Below are 21,961 nucleotides of genomic sequence, written 5' to 3' on the forward strand. Positions count from 1 at the left end.
CTATTATACCTATATTTAAATGCAACAATTATAGCTATTAGTATAGGCATACCAAATATATCCACCCCATTTTTCTGTAAAATTACTTTATAACATGAAAGATTAACTTGGGTGATAAGTTATTGTGAATGTTTTTTTACAAAACAGATAAGTAATAGTGTTTGGTATTATGTAAATTATTGTAATAACATAAGAGTAAAGAAAAACATTTACATTGATTATTGATTCATTACTTATTGAAAAAGAGCAAAATGCACCTTTGTATGGAAAAGGATTATATGCATTGGGAGGTTTAAACAAATGACGAGGAAGAATACAACGACAAACCCTTGGGCCAAGTTCCACGGTCCGAACCTTGGTTATGTTATTGAGCAGTATGATCTTTACGTAACTGGAGCAGGTTCTGTTGATCCGGAATTACAAGAGCTTTTTGAAATTTTTGGAGCTCCTTCGTTTCAAGATGATGTCGTAACAGGGGACAACACAGCAACACATTTTTCTCCTCAAAACACAGGTAATATTGAAAAAATTCTTAAAGTCGTTCAACTTGTTGAGCAGATTCGTTCTTTCGGGCACACGTTGGCTCACATCAACCCGATGGAAGATGCTGCAAATGGACAATCTCTTCTTGAGAAAGCAATGAACGAACTGAGCGATGCTGACTTGAAGGCGATTCCAGCGAAAACAGTATGGCCAGATGCACCAGAAGGTATTCACACTGCACTTGATGTAATTCATAGATTAAAAGACGTTTATACAAAATCTTTAGCTTATGAATTTTCTCATATACAAGATAGTGAAGAACGCGCGTGGTTGCATCAAATGGTGGAATCAAATTCATTGCGTCAACCACTATCAAATAAAAAACGAACTGCTCTTTTAAAACGTTTAACAGCTGTTGAAGGTTTCGAGCAATTCTTGCATAAAACATTCGTTGGGCAAAAACGTTTCTCTATCGAGGGCGTTGATATGCTTGTACCTGTTTTAGATGAAATTGTTCTAGAAGGTGCTAAGAATGGCGTAGAGGATGTCATGATTGGTATGGCTCACCGCGGTCGCCTAAGCGTACTTGCTCACGTATTAGAAAAACCATATAGCCACATGTTTGCTGAGTTCAAACATGCAAAAATAGAAGGCGCAGTGGCTAATTCTGGCTGGACTGGCGACGTGAAATACCACCTAGGTAGAGAACAAGTCGTTAGTAACGAAGAAGTTAGTACTCGCGTTACATTAGCAAATAACCCGAGTCATCTTGAGTTCGTGAATCCTGTAGTAGAAGGTTTCGCACGTGCGGCTCAAGAGAATCGTAAAAAATCTGGTCTTCCAGATCAAGATACTTCAAAATCATTCGTAATTTTAGTTCATGGTGATGCTGCATTCCCTGGTCAAGGTATTGTATCTGAGACACTCAACTTAAGCAGATTGAACGCGTACCAAACAGGCGGAACGATTCATGTTATCGCAAACAATGCAGTTGGTTTTACGACTGATAGCTATGATTCTCGTTCTACGAAATATTCAAGTGACCTTGCAAAAGGTTTCGATATTCCGATTGTTCACGTGAATGCTGATGATCCGGAAGCTTGTCTTGCAGCTGCTAACCTTGCGATTCAATATCGCATGTTGTTCAAAAAAGACTTCTTAATCGATTTAATTGGTTACCGCCGCTACGGTCATAACGAAATGGATGACCCGGCAGTTACGCAACCACAAGTGTACAAAAAAATTAAAAACCATCCAACTGTAAGAGCAATTTATGCAGATCAATTACAAGCTGCTGGTGTTCTAAATGCAGATGAGGTTGAAACGATTACACAGTTTATACAAGAACAATTAAAGTCTGACTATGCACAAGTACCACCAGCTGATACGAGTGATGCAACAATTCACGTTAAAGTACCAGATGTTGTTGCAAAAGGTATTCAGTCAATTGATACTGGCGTTGAGATTGACTCACTTCGTGCAATTAATGAAGGTCTACTATCTTGGCCAGAAGGCTTTAACGTATATCCGAAAGTGAAGAAAATTCTTGAGCGCCGTAAAGATGCTCTTGAAGAGAACGGCAAAATTGAATGGGCACTTGCTGAATCATTAGCATTCGCTTCTATTTTACAAGAAGGTACGCCAATTCGTTTAACTGGTCAAGATTCACAGCGTGGTACATTCGCACACCGTCATATCGTATTACACGATACTGATACAAATGAAACATATTCACCATTACATCGCTTACCAAACATTAATGCTTCATTCTCTGTTCATAACAGTCCGTTATCAGAGGCTGCTGTTGTTGGTTACGAGTATGGTTATAACGTATTCGCTCCAGAAACTCTTGTTATGTGGGAAGCGCAATATGGTGACTTCTCAAATACTGCGCAAGCATTATTTGATCAATATGTTTCAGCAGGAAGAGCAAAATGGGGTCAAAAATCTGGCTTAGTTCTTCTATTACCACACGGTTATGAAGGTCAAGGACCAGAGCACTCTAGTGCACGTCCAGAGCGTTTCTTACAGTTAGCTGCTGAGAATAACTGGACAGTTGCAAACTTAACGAGTGCAGCTCAATACTTCCATATCCTGCGTCGTCAAGCATCTATCTTAGGAACGGAAGCTGTTCGACCATTAGTATTGATGACGCCGAAGAGTTTATTACGTCACCCACTTACGCTTTCAACTGCTAGTCAGTTAAGCGAAGGACGTTTCCAACCTGCTTTAGAACAAGAAAACCTTGGCATGAAACCAAATAAAGTAAAACGTCTTGTTTTAAGCACAGGTAAAATGGCGATTGACTTAGCAGCAGAAATCGAGTCTGGTAAACATGAGTACAACTTAGACGAAGTTCATGTCGTTCGTATTGAGCAATTGTACCCATTCCCTGCTGAGAAAGTTCAATCTATTATTAAACGCTTTAAAAACTTAGAAGAAATCATTTGGGTTCAAGAAGAACCTCGTAATATGGGCGCATGGCATTACATGGCTCCAATTCTGTTCGAACTTGCTGGAGATAAAGTGAAAACAGGCTACATTGGACGTCCTGATCGCTCTAGTCCATCTGGCGGCGATCCATTCGCTCACAAAGCTGAGCAAGAACTAATCGTTGCACATGCTTTAGATGTAAAGTATAACTTCCGTCAAGATAAACAAGAAATTGAAGTTTACAGCAACTAAAAAGTAACAATGAAGCTTTCTTGCTTGTTCCTTGGGCAGATATTCTGCCCAAGGCCAGGCTAACAAATGGAGATTACCGAAGACAAAAGAAGAAAAAACACACCGTTAGGCAAATAAGGGGAGGACATTTAAAATGATCGAAATTAAAGTACCTGAGCTTGCAGAATCTATTACTGAAGGAACTATTTCACAATGGCTTATCAACGTAGGCGACAAAGTTGAGAAAGGTGGCAGCGTTGTTGAGCTTGAAACTGATAAAGTCAATGTAGAAATCATTGCAGAAGATTCAGGTATTGTATCGAAGTTACTAGGCGAACCTGGGGATACAGTTGAAGTTGGCGCAACTATCGCAATTTTAGATGCTAATGGAGCACCAGTTGCAGTAAGTACACCTGCACCAGTGGCTGAGCAACCAAAACAAGAAACGACTGAAGCACCGAAAGCTGCGGCACCAAATGCTGAGCAAACTGCAACACTACAAGGTTTACCAAATACAAACCGTCCTATCGCATCACCAGCTGCTAGAAAAATGGCTCGTGAATTAGGAATCGACTTAAACGACGTACGTAGCACAGATCCACTTGGACGCGTGAGACCACATGATGTACAAGCTCATGCTGCAGCACCAAAAGAAGCACCAGCTGCTCCAAAGAGTCCAGCTCCTGCTCCAGTTGCAAAAACTGAATTCGAAAAACCAGTTGAGCGCGTGAAAATGTCCCGCCGCCGTCAAACAATTGCAAAACGCCTTGTAGAAGTTCAACAAACATCTGCAATGTTAACAACATTTAACGAAGTTGATATGAGTGCGATCATGGAATTACGTAAAGAACGCAAAGATGCTTTCGAGAAAAAACATGATGTACGTCTTGGCTTCATGTCATTCTTCACAAAAGCAGTTGTTGCAGCATTAAAACAATTCCCATTATTAAATGCTGAAATTCAAGGTGACGAGCTTATCATTAAAAAATTCTATGATATCGGTATTGCAGTAGCAGCTCCAGATGGATTAGTTGTTCCAGTTGTACGCGATGCTAACCAATTAAACTTCGCTGAAATTGAAAGTGAAATTCGTGAATTAGGTAAAAAAGCACGTGACAACAAACTTTCATTAAAAGAACTACAAGGTGGTACATTTACAATTACAAACGGTGGTGTGTTCGGTTCTCTAATGTCAACACCGATCCTAAATAGCCCACAAGTTGGTATTTTAGGAATGCATAAAATCCAAGTACGCCCAGTTGCAATTGATAACGAGCGTATGGAAAACCGCCCAATGATGTACATTGCTTTATCTTACGATCACCGTATTGTTGATGGTAAAGAAGCAGTTAGCTTCCTTGTTGCTGTTAAAGATATGCTTGAAGATCCAAAGTCATTATTATTAGAAGGTTGATAGATTAAAAATCTATTAAAGGCTGTAGAATGAATCATTCTACAGCCTTTTTTTATTGTGTTCATACGGGACAAATTTCATGACATAAGGTAATAATGTATGCCTAAACGTAAGGAGGATTAAAATGAATAACCTTCCAATTCATGCAAAACTTAAAGTAAATAAGGATACTTTCTTCCTCCCCGATTCAAACGGGGGTGTCTATTTTCGAAATAACGCCAGTTCATTTCGTATGGACGGTGATGGAATTTATGACTGGATTGAAAAATTAATGCCAATGTTTAACGGGAATTATTCTTTAGCCGAAATAACCGATGGCCTCCCTCTCCCCTATCAAAACCGTGTATTTGAAATTGGAGAGATTTTATATGAAAATGGTTTCGTTCGTGATGCAAATCAAGATGCACCTCATGAATTAAACAGTACATTACTCGACAGATATGCTTCACAAATTGAATTTTTAGAAGCTGATTCTCATTCAGGTGCTTTAAAATTCGAAACGTACCGCGGAGCAAATGTCCTTGTACTTGGTTCTGGGGATATGCTCACTTCCTTAGTTTCTTCTTTATTAGAATCTGGTTTACCTACATTTCATTACCTCGTTACAGATCGGGATGAAACAAACTATGACAGAATACATGAGCTAATAGAACGTGCATATGAAGTTGATAACAGTGTACTCCTTCAAGAAATCGATACTACAATTGACCGTCCCTTGCGTGAAGTATTCGAACCTTTTGATTGGATTTTATATGTTTCTCAAAACGGAGACATTGACGGTTTAAAAACAGTTCACACTATTTGTAGAGAAACGAAAAAGAATTTCATACCAGCTATTTGTTTATCAACACTCGGTATAGCTGGACCTGTCGTAACAGAAAATCGTGATGAATGCTGGGAATCCGCATGGCATCGGCTACATGAAACGACTTTACAAAATGAAAATTCATCGGATTCCTTCTCACCAATTACATCTGCCATGTTAGCAAATGTAATCGTTTTTGAATTGTTTAAACATGTCGCGGATGATTCATATCGTGAAAAAGAATCACAATTCTTTTTATTAAACTATGAAACACTTGAAGGAACGTGGCATCCTTTTATAAAACACCCTCTTGCAACTGATGAAAGTTTTACAATTGATACGATAGAAAATATTTCTGAAAAACTTGAGCATCGGTATGGCCAACATACTTCAACTGATGTATTCCGCTTTTTCGATTCATTAACTTCTAAAGAAGCCGGTATATTCCATGTATGGGATGAACAAGATTCATATCAATTACCATTATCACAATGCTATATTCAAGTAGCTACTCCACTATCAGATGGCCCAGCTCCCCTTCTGCCTCTTATGACTCGTAGTGGATTGACTCATAATGAAGCACGCCGAGAAGCTGGTTTAACAGGAATTGAAACATATGTAGCAGAAATCATTCACCGCCTTATTCCTGAACATAACAATATCGGTATCGGTGCTGGAGAAACGATGACAGAAGGATTTTACCGGGCACTACAACAACATTTAAACAATAAACTGTATGAGCGGCAGTCACATATTCTAGAGGAACTTACAACTGTTGATTTAATTGATATTCAAGATAAACATTGTAGATTTTATTACGATGCTCTCTCTACAATCCATGAAACACCTAAAATCGCAATGAGTGAAGAGATTCTCAGTTTTCCAGTCGTTTGGGTTGGTATAAATGATAGATGGTACGGTGCATCTAATATTAATATGACGTTAGCGTTACGAAACGCACTACAACTATCACTCTTTCACGTTCAAAATGAAGAAATTCCTTACAGAGCTAATATCTTGCCTGAATCCTCTATTATTTTATATGACACGGATTCTTTTAGAGTGGAAATACAAGCGGAAGAAGAAATTCCAAGTGTGCAATCTTTACAGCTTGCCTTACAGCATTTAGAAGAACATAATTTTTATCCCTTCGTGTTCGATTTAGCAATCGAACCATTTTTGAAAGAAAACCTAGACGGTGTGTATGGGGTATTAATTGCAAAGGAGGACGGTTTATGATTCAAAATATATTGCTTATAGGAGATGGCCTTCTTGCAGACTATGTACATGATCAATTATGCGAACAATATTCCATCATTCGTCAACATACCCTCACAGAAGAACTTCCTGAAAATATTCATCTCGCTCTCGTATTACATGATGGATCTCCTTCTACTATTCATCATGATGCCGAACTTATTTTTCGCTCAAATCATATTCCATGGCTTCGTGGTTTTACTTCATTTGGCGAAGGTATTATCGGTCCTTACATTCATCCTCTTACGCCTGGATGTTCCCATTGTTCTGATGGACGCCGTTTTATCGCTGGCTTTGATCAAAAAGAAATGTGGGAACTACAGCGGAAATATGCCTTTAAAGCAGATAATGTAACGAGACGTGACGTACGTGCCACCCAAAATGGAATGTTGCAAATGTGCCATCTTATTTGCGCAGAAACAGGAAAAATATTAACTCATAACCATTCTTCTTTAGAAAATGAACTTATTTTACTAAACTTACAAACATTACAATGTACGCGGCATTCTTTTCTTCCAGATCCTCTCTGTCCTGTATGTAGTAATTTACCTGATGATACTGCGGATGCGGCGGAAGTTTCTTTACAACCGAGTTTAAAAGTAAGCACCGAAACGTATCGCTGCCGTTCCATTCATGAGCTAAACACATTTTTAACGAGAGACTATTTAGATTATCGGGTCGGTATGTTGAACGGAAAAATGCAGCATTCTGTATTACCATTCGCTGACGTCATTATAAACATGCCATTAATGTTCGGAAATGAAGGTGTTGCGGGACGAACTCATTCATTTGCAGTGAGTGAAGCAACTGCTATTTTAGAAGGTTTAGAACGATATTGCGGTATGTCTCCTCGTGGGAAAAAGACAAATGTGCATGGTAATTTTCATGATTTAGAGGAACATGCACTAAATCCCCTCACACTCGGTGTCCATACAAATGAACATTACAATCGTGATAACTTTCCATTCAAGCCGTTTGATCCTGATTATGAGCAAAACTGGGTATGGGGATATTCTTTATCACAAAACAGACCGCTTTTAGTTCCTGAATCAATTGCTTATTATAGCCTTGGTCATCGAGATGCTTTCGTGTATGAAACATCAAATGGATGTGCAATTGGCGGTAGTTTAGAAGAAGCGATTTTTCACGGCATTTTAGAAATAGTAGAGCGTGATGCCTTCTTACTCACTTGGTATGCCGAATTACCTCTTCCCCGCCTTGATCTTAGTTCAGCAAATGATACAGAATTACAATTAATGATTCAGCGGTTACGTACGATTACCGGATATGAATTACACGCTTTTAACGCGACGATGGAACACGGCATTCCTAGCTTATGGGTAATTGCAAAAAATACGCGTGAAAATGGAATGAACGTTGTTTGTGCAGGAGGCGCTCATTTAGATCCTATTCGAGCCTTAAAAAGCGCCATTCAAGAAATAGCAGGCATGTTACTTATAACAGACGATGAGCTCGAGCACAAAAGAGAATACTACGAAAAATGCTTACAAGATCCTTATTTCGTTAATAAAATGGAAGACCATAGTATGCTGTATGGATTGAAAGAAACAGAAGAACGTCTTCACTTCCTTTTACGGGAAGATGCACCGGTGCAAACGTTCCAAGAAATGAATGTATCACAATCGTTTGATATGGATTTAACATCCGATCTCCACCAACTTTTAAATCGTTTGCATCAATCTAATCTTGAAATAATCGTTGTAGATCAAACCGTTCCCCTCATAGAAAAGAATGGATTACATTGTGTAAAAGTTATTATTCCAGGCATGCTACCGATGACGTTTGGTCACCATCTTACTCGAGTTACAGGACTGGACCGGGTATATACCGTACCGATGACACTTGGATATACAGACGAACCTTTAACGAATGAAAGATTAAATCCACATCCACATCCGTTTCCATAGTAAAGGAGGGATTTCATGCAGCTAGATACTTTTTTACATCATCTCCATTTCTCTATCGATGAAATTATGCCGAATCATGAGGTGGACTGGAAAGACGCACCGCTTCCTTATAAATTATATCGAAATGTACCTACCATCCCGCTCTCCTTAGAAATCCCGTTATCTTTATCGAACTCTTCTACTACACCTACTCTAAATGAAATTGGTCACTACCTTTGGTATTCATTTGGTGTAACACAATTATGTCAGCTAAATAGCGAGAGAAATGTATTACGAAGATCTATTCCTTCGGGTGGTGCTTTATATCCGAATGAATTGTATATCTATTTAAAGATTGACGATTACCCAGACGGCATTTACCATTATGACGCCGCGCATCACCGAGTTATTTTACTTCGCGAAGGAAATTTCGATTCTTATTTGGCAGACGCACTCGGTAATCGCTGTAATATACATGATTGTTTCGGTGCTGCATTCGTATCCACTATGTTTTGGAAAAATTTCTTTAAATACAATAATTTTTCATATCGTCTTCAAGGATTAGATAGCGGGGTCCTCATTGGACAATTGCTAGAATGTGCAAAGCAATTCGGTTATACAAACGGCGTATACTTTCAATTTCTAGACCGTGCACTGAACCATTTACTCGGATTGTCAGAAGGTGAAGAAAGTGTGTATGCCGTTATTCCTTTAAGTACAGAGCCAGAAACTAATTGGTTTCACAATAATTACCGTGAAAATAAAACAGTTACTTCTCATGAGTTGTTGCAACAAATTCCGCCGCTCGCACATGAACATTTCGTTCGCTCAAAACATGTAGGTGAATATCCGATGATAACAAAAATAAATGAAGCTTCTATGATCGAATCGACAGCACACTTCCAAACGCTACATCATGAAGAGCACTATCAACATAATACGTACGCTGTACAGCTACCGAAAGTAGAACGGTTATCGTATGATTTCCTACAACTTTGTAAAAAACGATATTCTCCTGATGCGGACTTTATTTTAACGAAATGGGATGCAGCTGAGCTCGCTACTTTACTACAAGAAGCGAGTCTCTCCTTCCCCTATTACAACGACCTTGACGGTAAGTATACAAATGAAAATACACGCGTCTCCTTATACGGATGTTTTTATAGCGTGAAAAATATTGAAAACGGGGCTTACGCTTATAACAGTAAAACACATTCCATACAACCAATTCGATATGGAGACCTTCGCTACCCACTTCAGTCTAGTATGACGATGGATAACGTAAACCTTTTTCAAGTACCACTTTGCTTACATGTAGTCGGACAGAAAGATTACTATACACGTGCATTAGGCTATAGAGGATATCGCATTCACCAAATGGAAGCTGGTATCCTCGTTCATAAACTCGTTTTTGCAGCGACCGCTATGGGGATGGGCGGGCATCCTTTACTTAGTTTTGATACAAATGCATGTGATCAATTGTACGGAATAGATGCTGGGAATGAAACATCTCTTATTCAAGTTCCAGTTGGGGCATATCGGGCGCGGAATTGGTTAAAAGGGGCTTTGCATAGTTAAAAGCACGCCGATGGACGGCGTGCTTTTTTACTAGATTAACTTAAAAATACTCTTAATTTGTCTAGCAAATAACCAATTTTTCGTACCGTAGTTATCATTTAAACTATCTAAATTGATAGATTGTCCGTTAGCAAACTTTAATTCTAACGTAGTATTTTTGTCATTTGTTTTTAAATTACTATTTGTAATGGCATCATACTTTAATTTTTCAATCTCAACATATTCGTCTTTTTCTTGTCCGATCACGACATGGTCTTGAAAGAAGAAAAATACTTCTACTTTTTTACCGAAACAAAATACATTTTTCGTATAAATTAATGTCGCGTTATCAAGTCCGACACATACTTCTTTCATTTCTTCCACAACGTGTCCAAAGTCTTCTTCATGTCTTGTATTTGATTCAACAATCCATTCTTCGATTGTTTTCATATTAATTGCCATACTGCGCCCCCTGGTTCGTTCATTGCTTCGTTTAAAAAATAAATACTATATGAAAATATAAGCGATACGTACTATGTTTTCAAGGGGGAACGGTATATTCAAAATAAAGTGAAACTTTATTTACTCCCTCATTGTAAAAAAATAGCACTTTAAAAAGTGCTATTCTGCTCTCCTTGCCGCTTGCTGAATTGGATCCCACACGCTGTTATATGGTGGTGCATAACTTAAATCGACATCTTCTAAATCATGAATGCTCATTTTATTGAAAAGTGCCATCGCGATCACATCAATACGTTTATCTACGCCTTCTTCTCCAATTACTTGCCCGCCCAATAATTGTTTCGTATCGGAGCGATATAGTAATTTCAAATAAAGTGGTTTTGCATTTGGATAATAGCCCGCCATATTTGTAGAATCTACTTTGACTGTTTTATACGGAATGTGTAGCCCTTTTGCTTCTTTTTCATTTAACCCTGTTCTTGCGAGTGTCAAATCCATAAATTTAATAATGCCTGTGCCTAACGTACCTTTAAAAGCTCTTCGTTTATCAAGCATATTCAGTCCAGCAAGTCGCCCTTGTTTATTGGCAGTCGTTCCGAGTGGGATATGATCATGAATTTCCTTTATAACGTGGTAATGTGTTGCGCAATCACCAGCTGCATATACGTCTTGGACATTCGTTTGCATATATGCATTTACTTCGATTGCTCCTTTATGATTCTTACGTATATTTGTCCCTTCAAGAAAATCAGTATTTGGTTTCACTCCAACCGACACTAAAACAAGATCTGCTTTATACGTACCTTTATCCGTTTCGACTGCTTCTACTCGTTCATTCCCTTTAAACGCTTTTACATTTTCATTCGTTAAAATTTCAATATGATGCTTATCTGCTTCTTTATGTATGTACTCTGCCATATCTGCATCGTAAATCGTACCGATATGATCATTTCGCTCAATCATTCTTACTTTCTTACCAAGTTCGACGAATGTTTCTGCCATTTCCAGTCCGATTGCACCACCACCAATAATGGTTACATCTTCAACTTTATTCGTTTCTAACGTTTTTAATATGCGCTCAGCATCCGGAATTGTTTTTAAAAGATGAACGCCTTGTAATTCCCGTCCTTCCCATTCCGGCATAACAGGACGTACCCCGGTCGCAATTAATAATCGATCGTACGAAAATACAAAGACATCTTTCGTCTTTGTATGCTCTGCGTACACCATTTTCTTTTCCGTATCTACTTTCGTTACTTCATGACGCACTTTCGCATCAATTCCATATTTCTCACGAAACGTCTTCACGTTGCGCGCGATTAACTTTTCAGTTGAAGCGATAGCACCACTAATGACATACGGTAATCCACACTGAGCATACGAATAAATCTCACCTTTTTCTAAAGTTACAACATTTGCATTTTCATCGTTTCTAACAATTTGCATCGCTGCACTCATACCAGCTGCATCTCCGCCAATAATGACATAGTTCACTTTACCACTCCTTCTTTTTTACATACTCTTTACGTTTTCCATATTTTATAGAAATAACACCTACTTCCATTGTAAAGAAAGAGAATTTCATCTTCAAATTTGGTGCACAAACTTATGTATGAATAGGTAACTGTCGTGTCTTATAAACAACATGTTTAATATGCTATAACAGTAACTATTGAAAGTAGGTGAAACATACATGTGCGCTGGTCTTCTCGCTCAGTTTCCAGAGGAACCGAAAGAACCGAAAGCCGCCCTCCCGCTTGAACAAGAATTTACCATTAATGCAACATTATACAGTGCTCGCGCTTGGTTATCAGACAATGACACTTTCTCTCAAACTATTTGGAAAGCTACCCGCTTCGCTTCTGCATCACACGCTCGCAAGGCCATCTTTCCAGTCGGTACTGTTAAAATTGTAAATGTTTCTGATGATACAATAACGGTTACGATATCATCAGAATCAAAAGATGCTCTTAAAATAATCGTCCCTCCACATTCTGAAGCTGCTTTAACGTCTAGTTCTTTATCTGATGTGCAAGCCAGTACATCAGGAGGGGCAAGTAAAGTCACATTTCTCTTTCATATCTTTTTCTCTAGGGAACCTGCTCCAGCCAAATAACGATAGAAAAGGTACAGCAATATACACTGTACCTTTTTCAAGCGCTCTATTCTCTTGATTTGATTAGTTCAATATTATAAGTTTCGATATCTGTTAACGTTCCTTTAAAATAAGGATTTTCTCTATACCAAGGCTGTTTTGCAAAATATGCTTGCATATCTTTCGTTTGAAAAATATGTCCATGCCTTGCATATATTTCATTTCTAGCAATTTTCAACTGCTCTTTCGATAAATATGTTAAATCTGCGCTCGTTAATTTTCGAATATCACTATCAGGAAAGATGAAACCATTATATACATACCCAGTCGCGGGCGTTGGAGTAACATTATAAACAACTGTTTTTTCTGTACTTTTCTTTTGAAATGGAAGATTATAAGACGAAAGTGCCGTTACCGTCTCTACTTTTGTCGTTTCTCGTCCACTTTCTCCATTTCGTTCTAAATAAACCGTCGCACTTCCATCAGTCGCTACAGGCCCCCATGTAATTTCTTCTCCTGCCAGCGCTGTAACCGGTTTTTGATTTACATACAATGTTGCACCAAGCGCGTTCGTTTGAACTGTAATATATTGACCTTGCAACGTTAAATCTATCGTTACGTTATTTTGGCTTTGTTTCATAAGTACAACCTTTTCCTCACGAGATAATTTTACGTAGTCATTTTTATACTCTGATTGAAACACTTGATTTCCCGGAAGAAATGGCCCATATTGCTTCTCAAACTTTTTGTCATCTGTCTTATCAATTTCTTTTCCGTTCATTTTTAACGATACGTCTTTTTCATTTGTAAGCAAAGTTGTATAGTACGTCTTTGCTTTCAATTTATATCGATCAAATATAAAGAAATACTTTCCGTCTTTCGTTAATGAAAAATCAGCTTTTTCTATTCCGTCCCGTTGTTTTTCACCTTGTCTCAAATATTGTTTTAATTCATTTACGTAAGATGGATTTTCTTTTATATATGAAAATAGAGGCGTTACACTCTCTCTCGTTATCATAACCGATGGATCATCTGCCGTAACGATCTCAGCTAATTTCTCTCCGTCCCTCTCTTGTAAAATCGTAATTATCCGGTCTACTTGTGCCACCTGCGTATAATACGACGATCCGTACAAATACAATCCAATAATTGCTATAACAAATAGCGCTAACAGTGTAATGCCAACTTTTGCACCACCGCTAATGTTCTTCTTTACTACAGAACGTCTCCTCTTCGTCCCGCAGTTTTGACAAAATTGCACACCATCTTCAAACTGAATTCCGCACTTTGTACATACATTCATCCAGTCAACCACCTTTTCATTAGAAGCCAGTTATTCCCTGTGTTAAGGCTTGAATTATCGTGCTAATGTAAGACCAAAGTACAATGAATGTTGCAATTCCAATTAAAACATTTGCAATAATAAGTGTGTAAACGAGATCTAATCCGTCATTGTCTAGCTTTAATACGGCTACAGTTATACTAATCCCTATATAAGTTGCAGCTACCGATAATAATATCGGTAAGAAAAAAATTAATAAGAAACTAAAAAGAAAAGAAAGGACTAATATGACAATAGCCGGCGTCGCTATCGTTCCCCACATACCGAATACTTCAAGAAACGAAAAAGATGATTTCATCATCTTACCACTTACAAAAATAATAAATCCGACAAATAAAGTTAAAATTAATAAAAAGAAAAAGACCGTTATAGATTCTCCAAAAAACGTGGGAGTAGATATATCTGGTGCAAATGTTCTCGTAACTGCTGATGCTGCACTCATCATTCTATAAAAAATACATGCTCCTAAAAAACAAATAAGAACAAGACTTACAATTCCATTTCGTACTTCAATAGCGCCGCTTTGCATAATCGCTGTCGGTGCTTGTAATGCATGTTTAAAAAATTGAAAATAGCCGCTCGCAAACCGCTTCACTTGCTCTACCGTTTCATTTTGCCGAGCTTCCTTTGCTTGTGCCGCACGTGCTTGTTCCGGCCCTTCTTCTTGGCCACTACTTGCCACTACTTCTTCCGTTAACGAATGTCCACAATTCCCGCAAAATTTTGCCTCCGCTGCATTTTCTGTATGACATGACGGACATTTCATTCTCTTATCCCTCCTTAAGGATATACCGTATAGGGTGTTACAAATTCAATATATGAATTTGTACATAAAACATGACTACAAGAAAAAGATTCTGAAATCCTTCTTCCGAAAGAAAATATATGTGCTAGTAATCTTGAAAAAAAATGCTATTATGAAACAGAACAAATAACATTTTTAGCAGATTGGATGAAAGACAATGGAATTGGTAAACTCAATTTTTCAAATACTCCTTACAAGCGTAATCCAATTATTTTCTTTAATTGGCGTTATCATTGTAATTGGATTTTTATTAGGATATTTAGAATCTCTCACACGCATGTATTGGTCGAGAGCTTTTGGAAGAAAAGGATTCCTATTAACGGCTTGGATTGGTGTTCCTATTCACGAACTTGGACATGCCATTATGTGCGTGCTGTTCCGTCATAAGATTGTAGCAACGCAGTTCTTCCCGACAGATACAAGCCAAGGGGCTTTAGGTTACGTACAACATCAATACAATCAAAAAAGTGTGTATCAACGGATTGGGAATTTCTTCATCGGCATTGGGCCTATTATTTCTGGTATTACTGCACTAATCCTTTTAATGCGCTATTTCGTACCAGAATCATATTTTTTATTTAATACAACTCTCGAAAAAACGATTGCTTCTACTTCTATTAATGTAGAAATGATCCAAAACATGCTCTTGTCGACGTTTGTATTATTGAAAAGCTTATTTACAATCGGCAATTTATTGAATCCTTCCTTTTGGTTATTTTTATTTATCGCCATTTGCATTTCCGCACATATCGCTTTAAGTAAACCAGACATTAAAGGATCAATAGACGGTGTTATCGTCATGTTTATCGTTTTATTTTTATTCAACATCATCGCGGGACTGTTTCAATACGACAGTAACCAGCTAATTGGACAGGTTATGAAATATAATATGTATCTCATTGCGTTTTCTAGTGTAGCACTGCTTTTCTCTTGTATTTCTACACTTGTTAGTTTTTCGTTTTATAAAATAAGAAGAGGGCGTTCTTTTTAAACGCCCTCTTCTTATTAATTATTCCCCTTATAATCACAATGCTCAACCGGAACACGAGCATGCCCCTCTTCATCGGTACACCATGACTGTGATTGGAATGCAAGAAAGATACCAATCCATTCTTCTTCCTTTTCAAAGTGAATGAGTATTCCTCCGTCTTGCCATATGCCATCATCACCTTGCCATTTTTCTACATTCCCTTGATTCATATGAATATCATGTATACCGTTTCCTGGTTTGAAATGAAAATAGGAATCTGGTGTATTTTCTTCTGGTCCCCATCTTTCGCCAAACGCGTAAATAATTGCTTTTTCTTCTATCGCTCGTTTTATATAACGTTCTATTTTTTCATTTAAATCATTATCTGCTCCTGCTTTTTCGGGAGGTAAAGGAATCATTTGATTTGAGTCAAATAGATTTCCTCTTATATAATCTAAAGCTACTTTCGGTTCATTGTTTTTTATTTCTGTAAAACCGAATGGTAATGTCGGTAAAATATGAATCGCCTCTGACTTAATATTGTTACTCGCAAAATATAAAACTTCTGATGGATAACTTTGTGACTTTACGTTAATTGCAATACGATAATCTACTCCTGTCTCGCCCTGTAAATGAACTTGATAATGAGGTGTTTTCCCTTTTCCAATCTTTGATTGTATAACTGTACCTTTTAACACACCGTAGTTTTTTAGGGGCATACATTTCATCTCCTATTCATCTAGTAGAAGCTATTCATATTTAAATCATTATCCACTCATAAAAAAAATCCTCCTATGTTAGGAGGATTTTTAATTTCTCAACATATACCAAACAATAACTTCTACCACTACAAGCAAAACCGCACCAAAGATCATTAACGTCGTCTTCTTTAATAGTTCATTTTCACGGTAAGGGATATTACATAAGTAAGCACCTAGTGTAATCCGTGATGGACAAGCGATTGTCGCTACTGATGATGCGGTGTTTTGAAGTGTTGTGACATATTGCCACGGGAGTGTTACGTTTTGTGCGGTTTGCATTTGTAGTTTTATAAACATTGCATTTGATCCTGCGTTACTACCTGTTAAAAATCCACCAATAGCGCCAATAAACGGAGCAACGAAAACGAAAAAGGTTCCAAATGTTTCACCAGCTGTCTTTGCGAGTAATGAATGCATGCCTGATGCACCCATTAGTTCTGAAATGGCGATAAACATTGTCGTCGTAATAGCAAATGGAATCCATTGTTTAATCGTTTGTGAGAGTGATTGTTTAATAATATTAGACGGGATGCGGAAGAAAATAATAGTAAATAAGCAAGTCATACCGAGCCAAAATCCTGGTGAATATAGTAACTCTAGTTTGTAAGAGTATGATTTCAAATCAAGAACCGCATATGATTTGAACAAATCATGTAATGCTGGAACGAGGCGAGAAAGTAAAATACAAACTGTTAGAAATATATAAGGGCTAATAATTTTTATAATGGATACTTCTCTCTCCGTTGCAGCCGCATGTTCTGTTATAAGATTTTGCCCACTTTTTCCTTTTAATTTAATGATAAAAAAGCCAAAGGTAATCGTAACGATAGAACTTAATATCCCGGCTAGTTCAACACTTACGTACGCATTAGAAAGATAGATTCCGAGAGAAAATAATAGAAAGAACCCTACTCCTTCTTTCCACTTTTCTATAACCGCTTGCCAGCCGTCAACAACGTGTAAAGAAAGAATAACGAAGTAAGCAAACATCGGAATACTTAATAGCGCTGTATTTGTGCCAAGTGTTGTAAGAGGCATATTTATTAGCTGCGAACCGATAATCGTACCAGTTGCCATTGCGCCCCATGAACTAGCTAGTAAGCCGATGAATGAGAGTAGTACAGCTTGAAATGGTTTATATCCTAGTGAAAGAAAAATAGGTGCTGCAACCATAAAGCCAATACCGAATCCACTTACTGATTCAATAAGCGGGCAAATGCCAAAACACATAAGCAGCATTTGTAATAAGCGATCCTGAGTAACTGCTTCTAGAAAACGTGCTACTTGATCGATGTACCCCATTTTGTTCATGAGGTGAAATAAAAAAATACCGAAAAATAAAACGTACCCGACAATAAAACAAATTAACCATCCTTTAATCGTTGCGTGCACAGTTTCACTTATCCCTAATTGAAACATTGGCGAGAGTAAAACAATTCCAACAGACACAGCATAAGAAATTAACGAGGACCTTAATGACGTTTGTTTAAATAAAAATAAACAAATGAAAATCATCATAATTGGGATAAGTGCCAACAATATGGCCATGTTATCATCTCTTTTCATTAAAAATACAATTTTTAACTATTATATAACAGATGACATAATTTTCAATTGTTTTTACAACAGATTCAAAAAAGGAACCAAACGGCTCCTTTTTATTCACTCCCATTTTCTATTATCCTGAAAAACTGTCTGCTTTCCGACTATTTCTTTCAACACAACAAACACAATGTAAGTACATATTGCTTGCAATATAATATTCCAAAATTTCATTAATGCAAATGAATGAATCCGTAGAAATAATTCGTTTAATAATACAATCGAAACGATACTAAATAATTCTATACTAATCGAAAATAGACATATTTCTAAAATAGACTGTTCTTGAATGCGATTTAAATTGGAAAAGATGAATACATACCCTAAAAATAGAGCCATTAACTCTATTTTCGTCATGCTAATGAGCCAAGCGTATAGCGGTACAGTTAAAAATAGATATAGTAGTTTACGTCTTAGCATGCCTTCTCACCCTCTGAATTATATGTATTTTCTGTATATTTTAACATTTATTACGCAAAACAAAAAGAAGAGACTACGCCTCTTCTTTTTGTTTTGTTGCATATATTAATTCACATATTTCTTCTTGCTTTTCATTTTCTAAAAGCTCAATGATCTTACTTCCAACGACAACTCCGTCGCATATTGTAATTATTTCTTCTACATGTTCCTTTGTTGAAATACCAAATCCTGCGACTACTGGTAAGTTGACGTGTGATTTTACTTTTTCTAAGTAACTATGAATCTCCTCTTTAAAGTTTTGACGTACTCCCGTTACGCCCGCTACTGTAACAGCATAAACGAACCCTTCTGATTCACTCGTGATTTTTTCAATTCTTTCAATAGGACTCGTTACGGTAACGAGTGGAATGAGCGCAATGTTTGCCTCTCGAAGTAACGGCGCAATAATATTTTGTTCTTCATACGGTAAGTCCGGAACGATGATGCCGTCTACACCTGCTTCTATACAGTTCTCGATGAATCTCTCTTTTCCGAATGCAAGTACCGGATTTAAATATGTCATAAGAACAAAGGGCATTTGTACTTCTTTCCTTACCTCTGCTAACGCTTGAAAAATGCCTTTTAATGTTACGCCGCTCTCTAGCGCTCGCTTTCCTGCTCTTTGAATCGTTGGGCCATCTGCGACTGGATCTGAAAACGGAATACCAATTTCAACGATGCTTGCTCCAGCCTCATCTAGAAAACGAATTCTTTCTTTTAATTTTTCAAGGCCACCATCTCCGCCCATTACGTACGGAATAAATGCTTTCTTGCCATTTTCAAACGCTGCTTTAATTTTTTCTACTCCCATTTTTTACACCTCTTCCATATAACGTTTTATACTCTCTACATCTTTATCCCCGCGGCCTGATAAACAAATAACAAGTCCTTCATCTTCCTTCATTTTCGGAGCTAATTTTAATGCGTATGCGACAGCATGCGAGCTTTCTAACGCCGGGATAATGCCTTCTTTTTTCGTTAATAATTGAAATGCTTCTAATGCTTCTTCGTCTGTTATCGAATGATAAGAAACGCGGCCGATATCTTTTAGCAAACTATGTTCTGGACCAACACCTGGATAATCAAGTCCTGCTGAAATAGAGTGTGCTTCTTGAATTTGCCCTTCTTCATTTTGCAGAAGATACATCATTGATCCGTGCAGGACACCGACGCTTCCTTTCGTTAAAGTTGCTGCATGCTTTTCTGTATGAACGCCTTTTCCAGCTGCTTCTACGCCGTAAAGAGCAACTTCTTCATCGTGTACGAACGGATAAAACATCCCCATTGCATTACTACCACCTCCAATACAAGCAACGACTGCTTCTGGTAACTTTCCTTCTAACGCCTCATATTGTTTTTTCGTTTCATTTCCAATTACACTTTGGAAATCACGTACAATTTGCGGGAATGGATGTGGTCCGAGAACAGATCCCATAATGTAGTGCGTATCATGCACATGTGAAACCCAGTAACGAAGCGCCTCGTTTACCGCATCTTTTAATGTACCGCTACCTGCCGCTACACTTTCTACTTTCGCTCCGAGTAATTCCATTCGGAACACATTTAATTTTTGACGTCTCACATCTTCTTCTCCCATAAAGATGACGCATTCTAATCCGAGTAGAGCACATACAGTAGCTGTTGCCACTCCGTGTTGCCCAGCTCCTGTTTCAGCGACAACTTTTTTCTTGCCCATTCGTACTGCAAGTAGTGCCTGACCGATTGTATTGTTAATTTTATGAGCTCCTGTATGGTTCAAATCTTCACGTTTTAAATAAATTTTTGCACCGCCGCAATACTTCGTCATATTATCAGCATAATATAGCGGTGTTTCTCTTCCGACGTACGTTTTTAAATAATGATTTAATTCCTTTTGAAACGCCTCATCTTGCATCGCTTCTTTATATGCTTCTTCTAGTTCTAGTACAGATTGCATTAACGTTTCTGGAACGTATCGTCCTCCGTATATACCGTAATGTCCTTTTTCATCTGGATATGCGTAGTTCATTTGGAACACTCCTTCGCTTTTATAATAAATTGTTTTATTTTCTCTACATCTTTCTTTCCTTCTGTCTCTACTCCGCTGCTCACATCGACCATATATGGCCGAACAGTTCGAATTGCTTCTTCTATATTAAGAGCGTTTAATCCACCAGCTAATATCGTTTTCTCTCGCAACTCTTTTGGCATATGTGTGAGTAGTTCCCATGAAAAATTCTTTCCATTTCCACCGTGAAACTTTTCTTTTGGGCTATCAAACAATATATAATCCGTTTCATATGCTTGAGCGTTTTTCATATCGGCCTCTGAAGTTACTCCGAGAGCTTTTATAGACCGAATATTCAATCTCTTAATTTGATGATTATCTTCATCCCCATGTAGTTGCACATGCGTTAACCCGCATTCATCTGCAATTTTCTGGATTACCTCTACTGATTCATTTACGAAAACACCAACCTTTAACACGTGTGCCGGAAGTTCCGTAATAATTTCTTTCGCCTGCTCCAGAGTAATTTTCCGTTTACTTTCTGCAAAAACAAATCCGAGTGCATCTGCTCCGTATTCGCAAGCACGTTTTGCTGTTTCCATATCAGTGATGCCGCAAATTTTCACTTTCATATGTTCACCTTACAATCTTCAAAAAAGGTACGAATAGAAGATGATGTCATAAGCGCTTCCCCAACTAATACACCTTTTGCTCCTGCTTTTTTAACACGAATAATATCCTCTTTTGAATGAATCCCGCTTTCGCTAATCCAAAGTAATTTCTCCTCATTTAATCGTTTCCCGAGCTTTTCCGTTTGGTTTAAATCCACTTCAAACGTTTTTAAATTACGGTTGTTAATACCGATAACGTGCGGATTTAATACAATCGCAATTTCTAATTCCTGCTCATCATGAACTTCAACAATTGCTTCTAATCCTTTTTCTAGTACGTAACTATACAGCTCTTTTAACTTCTCTTCCGTTAACGCCGCTACGATTAGTAAAATAATATCTGCGCCAGCTTCATACGCTCTATCAATTTGAATTTTATCAATTATGAAATCTTTGCATAAAAGCGGAATGTTACTTTCTTCTCTCGCTGTTTGTAAATCATGAAACGATCCTTTAAAAAATTGACCATCTGTTAAAACAGAGACTGCTCCTGCACCACATTTCTCATATGTTTCCACTTGTTTTCGTACGTCAACGTGTAAATTGATATCTCCTTTTGATGGTGATGCTCGCTTTACTTCTGCAATGACAGTAAACTGCTGTAACGCTTCTACAAGTGAATGTGTCTTTCTTTTTGCTTTTACTGGTGTATATATTTCATATAACTCCGTAACTTCCTTTTTCTTCTGTTCTACAATTTTATCTAAAATCGTCCCCACT

18 protein-coding genes are annotated in these 21,961 nt (G+C 37.7%); 7 read left to right on the plus strand and 11 right to left on the minus strand.

Annotated elements, in window-relative coordinates:
* Positions 1 to 300: 300 nt before the first annotated feature.
* From odhA to GBN78_RS03590, 5 genes are all read left to right on the plus strand, one after another.
* Positions 301 to 3,168, plus strand: a complete 2,868-nt coding sequence (gene odhA, locus GBN78_RS03570; protein WP_000197124.1) for a 2-oxoglutarate dehydrogenase E1 component — start codon at positions 301 to 303, stop codon at positions 3,166 to 3,168.
* A 133-nt stretch (positions 3,169 to 3,301) separates the two neighbouring features.
* On the plus strand, positions 3,302 to 4,561 hold the full coding sequence (gene odhB / locus GBN78_RS03575; protein WP_000569926.1) for a 2-oxoglutarate dehydrogenase complex dihydrolipoyllysine-residue succinyltransferase: 1,260 nt from the start codon (positions 3,302 to 3,304) through the stop codon (positions 4,559 to 4,561).
* Between the two features lie 124 nt (positions 4,562 to 4,685).
* A complete protein-coding gene (locus tag GBN78_RS03580) occupies positions 4,686 to 6,605 on the plus strand; it encodes a putative thiazole-containing bacteriocin maturation protein (protein ID WP_001061563.1) in 1,920 nt (639 codons plus the stop codon).
* Positions 6,602 to 8,551: a TOMM precursor leader peptide-binding protein gene (locus tag GBN78_RS03585; protein ID WP_152126953.1), complete on the plus strand. Its 1,950-nt coding sequence runs from the start codon at positions 6,602 to 6,604 to the stop codon at positions 8,549 to 8,551. Before GBN78_RS03580 ends, GBN78_RS03585 begins: the two co-directional genes overlap by 4 nt.
* Before the next feature lie 15 nt (positions 8,552 to 8,566).
* Positions 8,567 to 10,108, plus strand: a complete 1,542-nt coding sequence (locus GBN78_RS03590) for a SagB family peptide dehydrogenase (protein WP_152126955.1) — start codon at positions 8,567 to 8,569, stop codon at positions 10,106 to 10,108.
* 30 nt (positions 10,109 to 10,138) lie between these two features.
* On the opposite strand, the gene GBN78_RS03595 is transcribed toward GBN78_RS03590, so the two are convergent.
* Both GBN78_RS03595 and GBN78_RS03600 read right to left on the minus strand, forming a co-directional pair.
* A complete protein-coding gene (locus GBN78_RS03595) occupies positions 10,139 to 10,549 on the minus strand; it encodes a DUF3908 family protein (RefSeq protein ID WP_025967025.1) in 411 nt (136 codons plus the stop codon).
* A gap of 159 nt (positions 10,550 to 10,708) precedes the next feature.
* Positions 10,709 to 12,043, minus strand: a complete 1,335-nt coding sequence (locus GBN78_RS03600; protein WP_025967024.1) for an FAD-dependent oxidoreductase — start codon at positions 12,041 to 12,043, stop codon at positions 10,709 to 10,711.
* A gap of 199 nt (positions 12,044 to 12,242) precedes the next feature.
* Here GBN78_RS03600 and GBN78_RS03605 point away from each other — a divergent pair, with 199 nt between their 5' ends.
* Positions 12,243 to 12,665 carry a hypothetical protein gene (locus tag GBN78_RS03605; protein ID WP_000332393.1) on the plus strand — a complete coding sequence of 141 codons (423 nt, stop codon included), beginning with the start codon at positions 12,243 to 12,245 and terminating at the stop codon, positions 12,663 to 12,665.
* Positions 12,666 to 12,711: 46 nt separating this feature from the next.
* On the opposite strand, the gene GBN78_RS03610 is transcribed toward GBN78_RS03605, so the two are convergent.
* Together GBN78_RS03610 and GBN78_RS03615 are read right to left on the minus strand one after the other, a co-directional pair.
* Positions 12,712 to 13,947 carry a TcaA 3rd/4th domain-containing protein gene (locus GBN78_RS03610; protein ID WP_152126957.1) on the minus strand — a complete coding sequence of 412 codons (1,236 nt, stop codon included), beginning with the start codon at positions 13,945 to 13,947 and terminating at the stop codon, positions 12,712 to 12,714.
* Positions 13,948 to 13,966: 19 nt separating this feature from the next.
* A complete protein-coding gene (locus tag GBN78_RS03615; RefSeq protein WP_152126959.1) occupies positions 13,967 to 14,752 on the minus strand; it encodes a zinc ribbon domain-containing protein in 786 nt (261 codons plus the stop codon).
* Between the two features lie 196 nt (positions 14,753 to 14,948).
* Here GBN78_RS03615 and GBN78_RS03620 point away from each other — a divergent pair, with 196 nt between their 5' ends.
* Positions 14,949 to 15,782, plus strand: a complete 834-nt coding sequence (locus GBN78_RS03620; RefSeq protein ID WP_047385758.1) for a hypothetical protein — start codon at positions 14,949 to 14,951, stop codon at positions 15,780 to 15,782.
* Positions 15,783 to 15,796: 14 nt separating this feature from the next.
* Here the strand turns inward: GBN78_RS03620 and GBN78_RS03625 are convergent, their stop codons facing one another.
* From GBN78_RS03625 to trpC, 7 genes are all read right to left on the minus strand, one after another.
* Positions 15,797 to 16,480, minus strand: coding sequence for a DUF2278 family protein (locus GBN78_RS03625; RefSeq protein WP_001128603.1), 684 nt, complete (start codon positions 16,478 to 16,480; stop codon positions 15,797 to 15,799).
* Between the two features lie 90 nt (positions 16,481 to 16,570).
* Positions 16,571 to 18,070 (minus strand): L-lactate permease, encoded by a 1,500-nt coding sequence (locus tag GBN78_RS03630; protein WP_152126960.1) that lies wholly within the window; start codon positions 18,068 to 18,070, stop codon positions 16,571 to 16,573.
* 114 nt (positions 18,071 to 18,184) lie between these two features.
* Entirely contained in the window at positions 18,185 to 18,544 is a 360-nt protein-coding gene (locus GBN78_RS03635) for a DUF4029 domain-containing protein (protein ID WP_000946130.1), read from the minus strand.
* A gap of 73 nt (positions 18,545 to 18,617) precedes the next feature.
* Positions 18,618 to 19,394 carry a tryptophan synthase subunit alpha gene (gene trpA / locus GBN78_RS03640; protein ID WP_000537834.1) on the minus strand — a complete coding sequence of 259 codons (777 nt, stop codon included), beginning with the start codon at positions 19,392 to 19,394 and terminating at the stop codon, positions 18,618 to 18,620.
* A 3-nt stretch (positions 19,395 to 19,397) separates the two neighbouring features.
* Positions 19,398 to 20,591 carry a tryptophan synthase subunit beta gene (gene trpB / locus GBN78_RS03645; protein WP_098601386.1) on the minus strand — a complete coding sequence of 398 codons (1,194 nt, stop codon included), beginning with the start codon at positions 20,589 to 20,591 and terminating at the stop codon, positions 19,398 to 19,400.
* Entirely contained in the window at positions 20,588 to 21,202 is a 615-nt protein-coding gene (locus tag GBN78_RS03650; protein WP_074626144.1) for a phosphoribosylanthranilate isomerase, read from the minus strand. The genes trpB and GBN78_RS03650 overlap by 4 nt, the downstream gene beginning before the upstream one ends.
* Positions 21,199 to 21,960, minus strand: a complete 762-nt coding sequence (gene trpC, locus GBN78_RS03655) for an indole-3-glycerol phosphate synthase TrpC (protein ID WP_030024039.1) — start codon at positions 21,958 to 21,960, stop codon at positions 21,199 to 21,201. The genes GBN78_RS03650 and trpC overlap by 4 nt, the downstream gene beginning before the upstream one ends.
* Position 21,961: the final 1 nt, after the last annotated feature.

The organism is Bacillus sp. B2-WWTP-C-10-Post-4, from assembly GCF_009183805.1.
GTDB classification, from domain to species: Bacteria; Bacillota; Bacilli; order Bacillales; family Bacillaceae_G; genus Bacillus_A; species Bacillus_A cereus.